13 protein-coding genes are annotated in these 12,923 nt (G+C 70.5%); 4 read left to right on the top strand and 9 right to left on the bottom strand.

The genetic code is table 11. From position 1 onward, the window contains the following. Positions 1-37 precede the first annotated feature (37 nt). Positions 38-1,186, bottom strand: a complete 1,149-nt coding sequence (locus HND92_RS02695; RefSeq protein ID WP_172205691.1) for an ABC transporter substrate-binding protein — start codon at positions 1,184-1,186, stop codon at positions 38-40. Between the two features lie 121 nt (positions 1,187-1,307). Here HND92_RS02695 and HND92_RS02690 point away from each other — a divergent pair, with 121 nt between their 5' ends. Next, complete coding sequence (locus tag HND92_RS02690) at positions 1,308-3,374, top strand: molybdopterin-dependent oxidoreductase (protein ID WP_172205689.1); 2,067 nt, start codon at positions 1,308-1,310, stop codon at positions 3,372-3,374. A gap of 64 nt (positions 3,375-3,438) precedes the next feature. Here the strand turns inward: HND92_RS02690 and HND92_RS02685 are convergent, their stop codons facing one another. Both HND92_RS02685 and HND92_RS02680 read right to left on the bottom strand, forming a co-directional pair. Further along, the gene (locus tag HND92_RS02685) at positions 3,439-4,407 is read right to left on the bottom strand and encodes a tripartite tricarboxylate transporter substrate binding protein (RefSeq protein ID WP_172205687.1); all 969 of its coding nucleotides are present in this window, start codon (positions 4,405-4,407) and stop codon (positions 3,439-3,441) included. Between the two features lie 76 nt (positions 4,408-4,483). Further along, positions 4,484-5,467, bottom strand: coding sequence for a fumarylacetoacetate hydrolase family protein (locus HND92_RS02680; RefSeq protein WP_011803909.1), 984 nt, complete (start codon positions 5,465-5,467; stop codon positions 4,484-4,486). A gap of 115 nt (positions 5,468-5,582) precedes the next feature. Here HND92_RS02680 and HND92_RS02675 point away from each other — a divergent pair, with 115 nt between their 5' ends. The 3 genes from HND92_RS02675 (at position 5,583) to HND92_RS02665 (ending at position 8,064) form a co-directional block, all read left to right on the top strand. After that, a complete protein-coding gene (locus tag HND92_RS02675) occupies positions 5,583-6,371 on the top strand; it encodes an IclR family transcriptional regulator (RefSeq protein WP_172205685.1) in 789 nt (262 codons plus the stop codon). Between the two features lie 446 nt (positions 6,372-6,817). Next, positions 6,818-7,597: a DUF3108 domain-containing protein gene (locus HND92_RS19260; protein WP_253940093.1), complete on the top strand. Its 780-nt coding sequence runs from the start codon at positions 6,818-6,820 to the stop codon at positions 7,595-7,597. A 176-nt stretch (positions 7,598-7,773) separates the two neighbouring features. Then, the gene (locus tag HND92_RS02665; RefSeq protein ID WP_011803906.1) at positions 7,774-8,064 is read left to right on the top strand and encodes a DUF3567 domain-containing protein; all 291 of its coding nucleotides are present in this window, start codon (positions 7,774-7,776) and stop codon (positions 8,062-8,064) included. A gap of 233 nt (positions 8,065-8,297) precedes the next feature. Here HND92_RS02665 and HND92_RS02660 read toward each other — a convergent pair whose 3' ends face one another. From HND92_RS02660 to HND92_RS02635, 6 genes are read right to left on the bottom strand one after another with little or no spacing between them, the layout of a single operon-like run. Further along, a complete protein-coding gene (locus HND92_RS02660; RefSeq protein WP_172205683.1) occupies positions 8,298-8,843 on the bottom strand; it encodes a hemerythrin domain-containing protein in 546 nt (181 codons plus the stop codon). 4 nt (positions 8,844-8,847) lie between these two features. Continuing rightward, positions 8,848-9,273, bottom strand: a complete 426-nt coding sequence (locus HND92_RS02655; RefSeq protein WP_011803904.1) for a hypothetical protein — start codon at positions 9,271-9,273, stop codon at positions 8,848-8,850. After that, positions 9,274-9,936 (bottom strand): nitroreductase family protein, encoded by a 663-nt coding sequence (locus HND92_RS02650; RefSeq protein ID WP_172205681.1) that lies wholly within the window; start codon positions 9,934-9,936, stop codon positions 9,274-9,276. It lies immediately after the preceding gene. Positions 9,937-9,941: 5 nt separating this feature from the next. Further along, positions 9,942-11,276: an NnrS family protein gene (locus HND92_RS02645; protein WP_172205679.1), complete on the bottom strand. Its 1,335-nt coding sequence runs from the start codon at positions 11,274-11,276 to the stop codon at positions 9,942-9,944. A gap of 36 nt (positions 11,277-11,312) precedes the next feature. Beyond that, a complete protein-coding gene (locus HND92_RS02640) occupies positions 11,313-11,990 on the bottom strand; it encodes a carbonic anhydrase (RefSeq protein WP_011803901.1) in 678 nt (225 codons plus the stop codon). Between the two features lie 21 nt (positions 11,991-12,011). Continuing rightward, positions 12,012-12,848, bottom strand: coding sequence for a peptidylprolyl isomerase (locus tag HND92_RS02635; RefSeq protein WP_172205677.1), 837 nt, complete (start codon positions 12,846-12,848; stop codon positions 12,012-12,014). Between the last annotated feature and the right edge of the window lie 75 nt (positions 12,849-12,923).

Genomic DNA, 12,923 nt, shown 5'->3' with positions numbered 1-12,923 from the left:
CTGCGACCCGCCGATGGCGCCGGCGGGCGAGGAGCGCTCAGGTGCGCACGCGGCCGTCGCCGGTGAGCATGGACATCTCCACGAAGCGCGAGCCCTCATGGTCGGACGGGCTGAAGTTGACCGTAAAACCGCCCACCGAACCGCGCAGGGATTCCAGCCCCGCCACCAGGCTCTCGCGCGTGAGCTTGCCGCTGGCGTGCGCCTGCGCGTTGCGCAACCCCTCGATGAAGACGCGCGCGGCCAGGTAGCCCTCCATGCTGGAGTAGTTGGCCTGCACGTTGCCGCCCTTCTTGATGGCCTCTTGGAATTCACGCGTGATCTGGCGCGACTGTTGGTAGGGCGAAGGCACCACCTGCGACACCACCACGCCCGCGCCGTTGGCGCCCAGCGCATCCGCCAGCGCCTGCGTGCCCACGAAGGACACGTTGTAGAACTTGCCGCCGTATCCCGCCTTGCGCGCGGCCAGCACGAACGCCGCACTGGCGGCATAGGCACCGATCTGCACGATGGCCACGGGCTGCGCCGCCACCAGCGGCGCCACGGCAGCCGTCACGTTGGCGGAGTTGCGCGCCACCGTGCCGGTCGCCACGGGCGCCAGCTTGCGCGTGGCCAGTGCGCGGGTCACGGCGTCCAGGCCAGCCTTGCCATAGGCGTCGTCCTGGTAGAAGACGCCGATGCGGTCCAGCCCCAGGTTGGTGAGCTGGCGCACGATGAGCTCGGCCTCGTCCGCGTAGGAGGCGCGCACGTGGAAGGCCAGGCGGTTGAGCGGCTGGCGCAGGGATTCCGCGCCGGTGACGGGCGCGAAGAATGGCACCTTGGCCTGCGTGAACAGTGGTTGCGCAGCCAGGCTGGTGGGCGTGCCCACGTAGCCAAAGAGGGCCAGCACGTCCTCATTGATCAGGCGGCGCGTGTTCTCGGCGCAGCGGTCGGGTTCATAGCCGTCGTCCAGCGAACGCAGCTCGATGGTGCGCCGCCCGATGCCACCCTGGGCGTTGACCTGGTCGAACGCCAGCTTGGCACCCGCCTGGAACTGCAGGCCCAATTGGCTGGCAGCCCCGGTCAGGGCCGCGGATTGGCCCAGCACAATGCGCGTCTCGCTCTGCGCGCGCGTCAGGGATGCGCCGGTCAGCAGGGCCGCGCCCATTCCTGCCGAGAATTGCCGGCGGCTCAACCGCGATGAATGCATAGAAAACCCTCAGAGTAAACCATTATTGAAATAAATAAGGCACTGCGTTAAACGGAGTGCCCGGCGCGAAGTTTACCGAAGCCCGTTTCCCCCGGCCCACCCCTCACCAAAGTCCCCACACATGCTTCCGACACCCGTTCCTGGCGCCTCCCCCACCTTCCAGGTGCGCGGCGCCTGCCCCCACGACTGTCCCGACACCTGCGCCCTGCTCACCGCCGTGGAGAACGGCCGCGCCGTGCGCGTGCAGGGCAACCCCGCCCATGCACAGACGGGCGGCGTGCTGTGCGCCAAGGTGTCGAAGTACGCCGAGCGCACCCACCATGCCGAGCGCATCCTCACGCCCCTCAGGCGCTCGGGCCCCAAGGGCAGCGGGCAGTTCACGCCGGTGAGCTGGGACGAAGCGCTGGGGGACATCGCGGCGCGCCTTGCGCACATCGCCGCGCGCGCCCCCCAGGCCATCCAGCCTTACAGCTACGCGGGCACCATGGGACTGGTGCAGGGCGAGAGCATGGACCGGCGCTTCTTCCACCGCCTGGGCGCGTCGCTGCTGGCGCGCACCATCTGCGCCACGGCCGGCGGCGAAGGCCTGGTGCACACGCTGGGTGCCAAGGTGGGAATGAAGGTGGAGTTCTTCGCCGGGGCCCAGCTCATCCTGATCTGGGGCAGCAACTCCATCGGCAGCAACCTGCATTTCTGGCGCATCGCGCAGCAGGCCAAGCGCGACGGCGCGCGCCTGGTCTGCATCGACCCGCGCAAGAGCGAGACGGCCGAGAAATGCCATGAGCACCTGCAGCTGCGCCCGGGGACCGACGCCGCGCTGGCCCTGGCGCTGATGCACGAACTGATCGTGCACGACTGGCTGGACCACGACTACCTCGCCCGGCACACACTGGGCTGGGAGCCACTGCGCGAGCGCGCCCTGCAGTGGCCGCCCGAGCGCGCGGCCGAGGTCTGCGGCCTGCCCGTGGAGCAGATCCGCCGGCTGGCGCACGACTACGGCACCACGCGGCCCGCCGCCATCCGCCTGAACTACGGCGTGCAGCGCGCGCACGGCGGCGCCAACGCGGTGCGCGCCATCGCCAGCCTGCCGGCACTCACGGGCGCCTGGCGCCACCGCGCGGGCGGCGTGCTGCTGTCCAGCTCCGGCAGCTTCCCCGTGGACCGGGCCGCGCTGCAGCGCCCCGACCTGCTGGCGGGCCGCAGCCCGCGCACCATCAACATGGTGACCATCGGCGACGACCTGCTGCGCGACGCCTCGCCCAGCTTCGGGCCGAAGATCGAGGCGCTGGTGGTCTACAACAGCAACCCCGTGGCCGTGGCGCCCGACTCCCGCCAAGTGGTGCGCGGCTTTGCGCGCGAGGACCTGTTCACCGTGGTGCTGGAGCACTTCCAGACCGACACGGCCGACTACGCCGACTACATCCTGCCCGCGACCACGCAGTTGGAGCACTGGGACGTGCACCTGGCCTACGGCCACACCGACGTGCTGCTCAACCGGCCCGCGATTGCGCCCCAGGGCCAGGCGCGCAGCAATGCGCAGATCTTCCGCGACCTGGCAGCGCGCATGGGCTTCACCGAACCCTGCTTTGCCGACAGCGACGAGGCGCTGTGCCGCCAGGCCTATGGCGACAGGGTGGACTTCGATCTGCTGCTGGAACAAGGCTTCGCGCCCCTGCCAGTGCCCGATGCGCCATTCGCCGACGGCGGCTTTCCCACGCCCTCGGGCCAATGCGAGTTCTACAGCCAGCGGCTGGCCGACCAGGGGCTGGACCCGCTGCCCGGCTACGTGCCCAACCACGAGGGCGCGGGCACCTCGGCCGACTACCCGCTGGCCATGATCTCGCCGCCGGCGCGCAACTTCCTCAACTCCACCTTCGTGAACCTGCAGAGCCTGCGCGACATCGAAGGCCGCCCGCTGCTGGAGATCCACCCCGAAGATGCTGCGGCGCGCGGCATTGCCGACGGCGCCCTGGTGCGCGTGTTCAACGACCGCGGCAGCTACGCCTGCCACGCCGCGCTCAACGGGCGCGCCCGTCCCGGTGTGGTGAACGGCCTGGGCGTGTGGTGGCGCAAGCTGGGCCACAACGGCACCAACGTGAACGAACTGACCAGCCAGGCCCTGACCGACCTGGGCGCGGGGCCCACGTTCTACGACTGCCGGGTGCAGGTGGAGCCGCTGGCCTCTTAACTATCAAAAAGTGAGCTGATAGCGCTTGACTGTCAAGCGCTACAGCCACTTTTGGCACCAAACCTCAATCCAGCTTCACGCCCGTGGCGGCAATGACCGGCCCCCAGCGCCGCGCCTCGGCGCGGGCCAGCGCGTGGAACTGCTCGGGCGTGCCGGCCAGCGGTTCCATGCCAAAGGCCCGCATGCGCTCCACCACCTCGGGCGCGGCCAACGCCTGGTTCAGCGCGGCATTCAGCCGTGCGGTGATGGCCGTCGGCAGCCCGGCCGGGCCCAGCAGGCCCTGAAACGCATAGACCTCGGCATCGGCCACGCCCACCTCTGCCAGCGTGGGCACGTGCGGCAGCGCGGCCGCACGCCGGGCGGCGCCGATGGCCAGCGCACGCACCTTGCCCGACTGGATCACCGGCAGGCCGGCCGCAAGGTCCAGGAACATGCAGGGCACCTGGCCACCCATCACGTCCTGCACCGCCGGGGCCGCGCCGCGGTAGGGAATGTGCGTAAGGAAGGTCTGCGTGCGGTGCTTGAACAGCTCCATCGCCAGGTGGTGCGGCGAGCCGTTGCCGGGCGAGGCGTAGTTCACCTGACCGGGGCGGGCCTTCACATGGGCCAGGAAATCCTGGAAGGTCTGCGCCGCGAACGCCGGATTCACCACCAGCACCAGAGGAAAGCGCGACAGCCCGCCGATGTACGTGAAGTCCTTGTCCGGGTGGAAGGGCAGCCGGCGGTACAGGTGCTCGTTGTAGGCCAGCAGCGCGTTGTCCGCCGACATGACGGTGTAGCCGTCCGGCTTGGCGGTGGCGACGATCTGGCTGCCGATGTTGGTGGACGCGCCAGGCCGGTTGTCCACCACGATCTGCTGGCCCAGCCCGCCGCGCATGGCCTCGGCCACGGTGCGCGCCAGCACGTCGGTGCCGCCGCCCGCCGGGTAGGGCACCACCCAGCGGATGGGTTGGCTGGGATAGCCCGTGTCGGCACGCGCCCACGGCGCTGCTGCCGTGGCGGCACAGGCCGCCAGGAAGGTTCTGCGTTCCATCGGTTGTCTCCTTGCTCTTTTATTCATAGCTGCTCGCGCTTGGTGGACGAGCGCTACGGCCCAAAATGACCTCAAACTACTGCGGCGCGGCAATGGTCTGGTCAATGGCGCCGAACAGGCTCTGGCCGGCCTTGTTCTTCATCTCGATGCGGATGGTGTCGCCATAGCGCATGAACTCGGTGCTGGGCTGGCCGTCCTGGATGGTCTCGATGCAGCGCTTTTCGGCAATGCAGCTGTAGCCCTTGGCCCAGTCCTTGTTGCTCACCGTGCCGCTGCCCACGATGGAGCCGGCGCGCACGTTGCGTGTCTTGGCGATGTGCGCGATGAGCTGGCCGAAGTGGAAGGTCATCTCCGGCCCCGCGTCGCACATGCCCACCTTGCGGCCGTTCCAGGTGGACTGCAGCGTGAGGTGCACGCGCCCGCCCTGCCAGGCGTCGCCCAGCTCGTCCAGCGTCACCGCCACGGGGCTAAAGGCGGTCGCCGGCTTGGACTGGAAGAAACCGAAGCCCTTGGCCAGTTCCGCCGGGATCAGGTTGCGCAGGCTGACGTCGTTGGCCAGCATCACCAGGCGGATGCCGTCCAGGGCCTGCTCCGGGCTGGCGCCCATCTTCACGTCGCCGGTGACGACGGCGATCTCCGCCTCGAAGTCGATGCCCATGGCCTCGCTGGGCACCACCACGTCGTCGCAGGGGCCGATGAAGTCGTCGCTGCCGCCCTGGTACATGAGCGGATCGGTGTAGAAGCTGGCGGGCACCTCGGCGTTGCGCGCCTTGCGCACCAGCTCCACGTGGTTGATGTAGGCCGAGCCGTCCGCCCACTGGTAGGCGCGCGGCAGCGGCGCCATGCACTGCTGCGGATCGAAGGGGAACGGATGGCGCGCGCGGCCGGCATTGAGCTGGTCGTACAGGTCCTGCAACTGGGGCGCCATGAAGTTCCAGTCGTCCAGCACCTGCTGCAGGCGGCTGGCAATGCCGGTCGCATAATGGGCCGTGCCCAGATCGCGCGACACCACGACAAGCTGGCCGTCGCGCGATCCGTCTTTGTAGGTAGCAAGTTTCATGGGCCTGGGTCTCCGGGTGAATGCATCGCCTGCGCCGCGCGAGCCCTCTCGCCTGGCACAAATTACGATCCAGTGAATTGATTTAACTAAACAAAACTCCAAAATTCTAGTGCAGATGGACAAGGAACGCGTCGGCATTCAGTCGGTGGAGGTCGGGTTCGCGCTGCTGGACGCGCTGTCGCGCGCCCGCGGGCCGCTGATGCTCAAGGACCTGGCGCAGGAGGCCGGCATGAGCGCCGCCAAGGCCCACCGCTACCTGGTGAGCTTTCAGCGCCTGGGCCTGGTGGTGCAGGACGCCCGCAACGCCCGTTACGACCTGGGCCCTGCGGCACTCAAGTTAGGGCTTGCTTCGCTGACACGCCTTGATGCCATGCGGCTGGCGCGCGAGCGCATGGCACCACTCATGGATGCGCTGGGCCACACGCTGGCGCTGGCCGTCTGGGGCAACCATGGCCCGACCATCGTGCACTGGGAGGAGGCACCACGCGCGCTCACGGCCAACCTGCGCCTGGGCGACGTGATGCCGCTGCTCAGCTCCGCCACGGGCCGCTGCTTTGCGGCCTACCTGCCACGCGAGAAAACGGCCGCGCTGCTGGCCGAGGAACTCGCGCTCGCTACCCGCCAGGGCCGCGCCGACCTGCCGCACGACGAGGCCGGCGTGCAGGCACTGCTGCGCGAAGTGCGCGAGCGCCGCTGCGCGCGGGTGCTGGACACGCTGCTGCCGGGCATCCACGCTTTCTGCGCACCCGTGTTCGACGCCGGCGGCCACCTGGCCCTGGCCATCACCACGCTGGGCCCCGCCGCCACGTTCGATGCCGCCTGGGGCGGTGCGATAGAGGCCCCGCTGCGCGCCGCGGCCGAGCAGCTCTCGCGCGACCTGGGTCACGCCGCCACACCCGGCTGAACGCATGCCGCGCCGCGCCCTGCTGCTGCTGACCGCCGTGGTACTGGCCCTGCACTGGCTGGTACTGGTCGGGTTGCCGCTGGGCGGCACGGACCAGGGCGCGCCGCAGCGGCTGGCCTTCCATACGCGGATGGTGGAGCCCCCGCCTCCACCGCCGCCTCCCCCGGAACCCCAGGCCGCGCCAGTGCCGCCGCCGGCCCCAAGCCGCGCCCCCGTCCCGTGCGCAAGCCACCGCCGCCGCCCGTGGAGGCACCGCCTCCCACGCAGCACCCTGAGCCCGCACCAGCCATGGAGGCGCCCGCGCAAGCCGCACCCTCGCCCGCGGAGCCCCCTGCCGAGGTGCCGGCCGATTCCTCCACCCCAAACCCCGAAGTGTCGGCGGACGCCGCGGCGCCCCAGGCACCCTCCGCCCCCTCTCCCCGGCCAGCGATCCGGCCATGCCCGCAATGGCCGAAGCCTCCAGCGCGTCCGCGCCAGCCGCCGCATCGCAGCCGGCGCAGGAAGCGCCCGCGTTGACCGCGGGCGTGGAAATCCTGCCCCCTGGCGCCGCGGGTGCCGTGGCCGGCACCGAACCGCCCACGGTACGCCTGCCGCCCTCGGCGCGGCTGGCGTTCGACGTGACGGGCGAGGTGAAAAAGTTCCACTACAACGCCAGTGCCGAACTGCTGTGGCGCCAGGACGGTACGCAGTACGAGGCGCGCCAGCAGATCAAGGCCTTCCTGCTGGGAGCGCGCTCGCAAAGCAGCGTGGGCCAAATCACGCCGCAAGGACTGCGCCCCACGCGGTTCGGCGACAAGTCGCGCAGCGAGCGCGCAGCGCATTTCGACTTCGAGCGCGGCGAGGTGATCTTCAGCGCCAACGCCCCGCGCGCGGCCATCGGCAGCGGCGCCCAGGACCGGCTGAGCGTGTTCATCCAGCTGGGCGCCCTGCTGGCCGCCGCGCCCGAACGCTACCCCGCTGGCACCCGGATCACGCTGACCACCGTGGGTGCGCGCAGCGCCGAGCGCTGGACCTTCACCGTGGAAGGGCCGCAAACGCTGGAGCTGCCCGCCGGCAGCACGCCCGCGCTCAAGCTGCAGCGCCTGCCCCGCCCCGACCAGCGCTACGACCAGAAGGCCGAACTCTGGCTGGGCACGGACATGGGCTATCTGCCAGTGCGCATCCGCCTCACGCAGGCCAACGGCGACTTCGCCGACCTGTCCCTGAGCCATCACGACACGCCCTGATGCCGGCATTTGCCGCGGGCGGCGGGCGCGTTCCGGCGTGGGACAAGGCCGCGACCGCGCACGAAGGCCGCCACGGCCCCTTTTCCGTGGAATACTGGTCACAGCAGCGGGGCGCGGGGGCTTGAACTCTACCGATCCGCTGCAATCTGACAGGCATACCGATAGGGGGACACGCCATGAATATGCTCTACGACTCCGACTCCTTTGTGGTGGTCCACATGCTGGCAGACGCAACCCCCGACAGCGCCAGCGACGCCGCCACGCCCGCCGTTCCACAACTGGTGCGCCATGGCTTCGAGATCGTGGACAAGCGCTCCGGCAAGGAGGTGTACCTGGATGGCTCCTGGGCCGAGATGTTCCAGCAGCAGATCCTGGCCTGGCAGCGCAACACGCCCACCCAGGAAGAGGTGGAGGACACGCTGGATGGCTATGTCGGGCTCGCGCAGAACCCGGTGATCGTGCACTGACGCGGCACCAGAGTTTCGGGGGCCAGGCCCCCGTTGCGGTCCGCCCCCGGCGGGTCGCCCCCGGCGGGTCGCCGCCCCGTGAGGGCACAGCGCGCCGTGGCCTAGGCCACGGCGCCTTCTTTTTGGGGGCCGCCCGCTGACGAACAGCGGCGCGCAGCCGCCCGTCCGATCCAGATGAAAAATGGCTTTAGCGCTTATCCATCAAGCGGTAGCAGCTCATATTTTAATAGCGATCAACGCACGCCGCGGCGACGCGCCATCTCCTGCCCCATGGTCTGCTGTGCGGGGTCGTCCAGCAGCGCGCGCGCGGCGGGATAGATGCGGTCGTCTTCATGGCGCAGGTGATCGTCGTAGCACTGCGCAAACCGGTCCAAGGCCGTCTCGTGCTGCGGCGTGAACGCCTGCACGGCCCCGTCGGCCAGCGCCTGCAACCCCACGCGCGCGGCAGCCCAGCGTTCGGCCATCAGCACATGGTCCCGCTGCAGCTGGCGCACCAGGTCCGTCAGCGCGGCGTCGCCACCGGCCAGCAGGGGCGGGAAGACGTGGAGTTCCTCGTCCTCGTGGTGCAGCGGGGCGGCGATGTCGAAATAGCGCAGCACGTCGCGCGCCGCCTGGCGGGCGGAGTCGTCGCAGGCGTGCGTCTTGAGGTAGTCGCGCAGGCGCTGCAGCAGGTCCAGCGAGCGGCGTACGCGGTCATGGCAGGCGCCCAGCATCTCGAACGGCTCGTCAAAGCCCGCGCCTGGCGTGTGCAGACCGGGCAGGGACACACGGCTGGCCATGGCGTCAGCCCAGCCGCACGGGCTGGCCGTCGCGGTTGAAGGGCAGATAGGCGCTGAAAGCGCCCGTTTTCACGGCCTCCACCATGCGGCGCAGCACCTTGTCGGCGTCGTCGTCGGACGGCGCCTGCGCCGCCGTGCCCGACAGCGCCGCGGTGAACACCAGGCGCCAGGGCTGGCCCGGCTGCTCGAACTGCTGCGACTCGCGCACCAGCGCGTCGAACGACTCCAGCTCCTCGGGCAGCTTGTCCACGCACATCAGCGGCACCAGCACCCCGCCCTCGCCCTGCGCGAAGCGCTCGCGCTGCTCCGGCGTGGCCTCGTCGGGCAGCTCTGTGCCAGCAAACACGAACAGCAGGCGCTGGCGCTCGCGGTGGCTGCGCGCGGCGCGCAGCAGGTCGTCAAAGCTGTTGATCTCGGTTTTCACTTGCATTCATTCCCCTTGTTGCGGCCAAGGCTGCACGCCCCGGCCGGGCACCAGCGTGCCCACATACTGCGCCGGCACGGGCCGCGCGCGCACGGGCTTGCGCGACACGACCGTTCCCACGCTCACGAAACACAGCGCGCGCTCGCCCTCGCCCAGCGCGAACAGCCCGCGCAGCGCCTGCGACTGCAGCGCCTTGCCGCTGGTGAGCGCCGAGCCCAAACCCAGCGCGGTCGCCATGAGCAGCAGGTTCTGCACCGCGCAACCCGCGGACACCAGCCGCTCACTGGGTGCGATCTCGGGATCGCCCCCGCATTCGTCCACCACCACCAGCAGCAAAACGGGCGCGCGCAGGGCCTTCTCGCGCGCCTGCTCCTGCTGCTCGGGCGTGGCCTGCGCGTCGCGCTCGCGCAGCGCATCGGCAAACGCCTGGCCCAGCGCCGCGCGGGCCGCGTCGGGCACCACAACAAAACGCCAGGGCAGCAGACAGCCATGGTCCGGCGCATGCGCGGCCGCGGCCAATATGGCCTGCAGCTGCGCGGCGTCCGGCCCCGGCGCGCCCAGCCGCTTGGGCAGGATGGTCTGGCGCGCCTGCAGCAGCGCGGCGGCCAGTTCCGCCGTGGCGGATGCATTGTTCAAGGCCTGTGGAGGCACCGGTCTCTCCTGTTCCATGGCATTCACCCCGGCCGGCCATCGGCGCGCAGCCGGCCATACCAGCCGATGAGGCGCAGGCCCCACACCGCCATGATGCCAGCCCACAGCAGGGCCGCGACGGCCAACAGCACGGGCGACCAGGGCCATGGCGCGCTCGCCGCCAGCCGCACCACGGTCGCCAGTTGCAGCACCCAGAACAGCGTCCAGACCAGGCGGTCCGCCACCAGCGCGCGGCCGCCATGGCCGCAGGACACGCGCGTGACCATGGCGAGCATGAGCGCGCCCAGGCACCCCATGGTGAGCGCATGCAGCGCGCCCAGTTCCCCGGCAGCGCTGCCGTAGAGACCCTGCACCCCGTGCGCCAAGCCATGGCCCACGAAGGCCAGCCCCAGCCAGATGAAGCCGATGTGCAGCATGGCCAGCAGGCGCTGCGCCAAGCTCTGCAGCAGGCCCCAGCGGTAGGCCAGCCACAGCAGCACGGCCCCCGCCGACAACTCCAGCGCGCCACGCACCAGCAGCCCGCCCGTGTCGAGCGCGGGCGCCCAGCCAAGCCACGGCAGCCAGACGGCAAGCGCCTCGGCCACCACCGCGGCAAGCATCAGCCACAGAACCCAGAAAGGGCGCCATGCCTGCACCATGGGCAGCACGGCCGAGGTGAAGAAAGGAATCATGCGGTGCGCCACCACCACGAAGACCGCGGCCACGAACCCCCACAGCCCGGTCAGCACCCAGGCACGCGCCAGGTCGCCACGGCCGCCGGCCAGGCTCAGCCCCAGCGCCGCGATGCACACGCATCCCACCAGGCAGGCCGCGGCAATGGCGCGCGCATGCAAACGGTCCTGCAGCGTGCTGCGCTGGACCAGGCGGATGAAAAGCACCGTCATCCACGCCAACCCGAGGAACGCGGCAGCGCAGCCGGCGAGCGCCGCCAACAGCCCCCAGGAACCGCCGGCGAGCCACACCAGCCAGCCGCCGGCCTGCAGCAGCAGGGGCGGCATGACGCGGGAAACCGGCCAGGGCTCGACATGCAGCCACTTGGGTCCCGCGGTGAAAAGAAAGCCGGCGAAAAACAGCGGCATGAAGCCAAACGTCATCACCGCCGCGTGCACCAGCGACGGCGCCACACCGTATGGCAATGCCAGCGCCCCGCTCACGCGGTCGATCTGCACCAGAGCCCACCACAGGCCCGAGGCCATGAGCAGCAGCATCGCCAGGAAGAACCCCAGCCGGTGCGGCGCCAGCATGAGGTAGCGCGGCCGCCAGCGCCGGTCCAGCCGCGCCAGCGCCTCGGCCGAGGGCCGGCCCGGCGCGGCGGGCTCACTGCGCAGGGGCACGGTGCGGCGCCGCGCTTCAGTCATGGGCGTGGGCCTCGCCCAGTGTGGCCAGCGTGCACCTCAATCCACCAGCACTTGCCCATCATGTTCCACATATGGCGCATACGGGCCCGTGCCGCTGCTCTTGGCCTTGGACGCCGCCACGAAGCCGCCGGTGGCCACGTCGAACACGTGGACCTCGCCCTCCTCGATCACGTAGTGCCAGCCATGCAGCGCAATGCTGCCGTCCTCGACGCGGCGGCGCACCATGGGGTACTCCATGAGGCGTTCCAGTTGCAGCACCACGGCGCGCTGCTCGGTGCGGCGCAGGGCTTCGGGGCCGGGCTGCACGGGCAGCGCGGCCTCGCGGCCCAGGTCCAGCCAGCGCTGCAGGTTGCGCGCCTCGGGCGAGACCTCGCCATACAGCGCCTTGATGGCGCCGCAGTGGCTGTGGCCGCACACGACGATGCGGCTCACATGCAGTTCGAGCACCGCGAACTCGATGGCGGCGGCCGTGCCGTGGTGGCCGTAGGAGCCGTCGTAGGGCGGCACGAAGGCCCCCACGTTGCGCACCAGGAACAGCTCGCCCGGTCCTGCCCCCGTCAGCAGGTAGGGCAGCAGACGGGAATCCGAGCACCCGATGAACAGGGTCGTCGGGTGTTGCCCCTCGTCCACGAGCGTCTGGAATTGCTCGCGGTATTGGGGGAAGGCATCCAGATGGAAGCGGCGCAGCCGTTGCAGCAGCTCGTCGTCAGGCATGGGTGTCTCCCCTGCCTGGCGCTACTGCACCAGCGGCGTATCGGCCGCATCGAGGTGCACGCCCTCGACCTCGGCCTCGCCCGCCAGCAGCTGCAGGTACTGGCGCAGCGCGTTGACCCACGCCTGCTGGCGCAGCATGAGCGCCACGCTGGCGCGCACCTGCTCGAAGGGCAGCTCCTGGCCCGGCTGGCGCTCGCACACCTCGACCACGTGCAGGCCGAAGCGGCTGTGCACCAGGCGCGAGAGCACGCCCACTTCCTGCGTGCCGAACACCTCGCGCGCGAACTCGGGCGCGCAGTCCTCGGCCGACAGCCAGCCCAGATCGCCGCCCTCCTGCCCGCTGGGGCAGTTGGACCACTGTCCCGCCGCGGCGGCAAAGCGCGCGCCGTCATCGTCAGCGCAACGCAGATCCAGCAACACGCCTTCGGCGCGCTGGCGCAGCAGCTTCACATCCACCCCCGGGGTGACCGCGAACAGCACGTGGCGCATCCGCACGCGCTCGCCCTGCCCGCCCAGCGTCGGGTGGGCGGCGTGGTAGCGGCGGCAGGCCTCCTCGGAGGGCTCGGGCACTTGCAGGGCCTGGTCGAGCAGGCGCTCGATGGCCTGCGATGCCTCGGCGCTGGTGGCGCCGTCCAGGCCCGGCGCGTCGTCTTGCGACAACAGCCCCTCGCGCTGCGCCTGCTGGCGCAGCAGCTCGGTGCAGGCGCGCTGGCGCAGTGCATCGGGCGGCAGGATCTCGCCGTCGGCGTGCAAAGGCACGCCATTGATGCGGGCCACCGGGGCGGCGTCTTCCTGTGGGAGGTTGTCGGTGCTGCCGGCGCAGCCGCAGCCGCCCGATCCGCAGGTGGTGTTGCTCATGGGGTTCTCCTGGAGGCTGGGAGGCCGAAAGCCGATTTCAAGCGAAATTGGCCTCCAGCCCGCTACCAGCAAGCG

The organism is Diaphorobacter sp. JS3050, from assembly GCF_013154915.1.
Lineage (GTDB): Bacteria > Pseudomonadota > Gammaproteobacteria > Burkholderiales > Burkholderiaceae_C > Diaphorobacter > Diaphorobacter nitroreducens.
The sequence above is the reverse complement of the archived record's forward strand: the minus strand, read 5'-3'. Positions and strand labels throughout refer to the sequence as shown.

Coding starts and splice junctions, on each gene's coding strand:
- HND92_RS02695 (WP_172205691.1), bottom strand. CDS start 1,186: ATGCATTCATCGCGGTTGAGCCGCCGGCAATTCTCGGCAGGAATGGGC.
- HND92_RS02690 (WP_172205689.1), top strand. CDS start 1,308: ATGCTTCCGACACCCGTTCCTGGCGCCTCCCCCACCTTCCAGGTGCGC.
- HND92_RS02685 (WP_172205687.1), bottom strand. CDS start 4,407: ATGGAACGCAGAACCTTCCTGGCGGCCTGTGCCGCCACGGCAGCAGCG.
- HND92_RS02680 (WP_011803909.1), bottom strand. CDS start 5,467: ATGAAACTTGCTACCTACAAAGACGGATCGCGCGACGGCCAGCTTGTC.
- HND92_RS02675 (WP_172205685.1), top strand. CDS start 5,583: ATGGACAAGGAACGCGTCGGCATTCAGTCGGTGGAGGTCGGGTTCGCG.
- HND92_RS19260 (WP_253940093.1), top strand. CDS start 6,818: ATGGCCGAAGCCTCCAGCGCGTCCGCGCCAGCCGCCGCATCGCAGCCG.
- HND92_RS02665 (WP_011803906.1), top strand. CDS start 7,774: ATGAATATGCTCTACGACTCCGACTCCTTTGTGGTGGTCCACATGCTG.
- HND92_RS02660 (WP_172205683.1), bottom strand. CDS start 8,843: ATGGCCAGCCGTGTGTCCCTGCCCGGTCTGCACACGCCAGGCGCGGGC.
- HND92_RS02655 (WP_011803904.1), bottom strand. CDS start 9,273: ATGCAAGTGAAAACCGAGATCAACAGCTTTGACGACCTGCTGCGCGCC.
- HND92_RS02650 (WP_172205681.1), bottom strand. CDS start 9,936: ATGGAACAGGAGAGACCGGTGCCTCCACAGGCCTTGAACAATGCATCC.
- HND92_RS02645 (WP_172205679.1), bottom strand. CDS start 11,276: ATGACTGAAGCGCGGCGCCGCACCGTGCCCCTGCGCAGTGAGCCCGCC.
- HND92_RS02640 (WP_011803901.1), bottom strand. CDS start 11,990: ATGCCTGACGACGAGCTGCTGCAACGGCTGCGCCGCTTCCATCTGGAT.
- HND92_RS02635 (WP_172205677.1), bottom strand. CDS start 12,848: ATGAGCAACACCACCTGCGGATCGGGCGGCTGCGGCTGCGCCGGCAGC.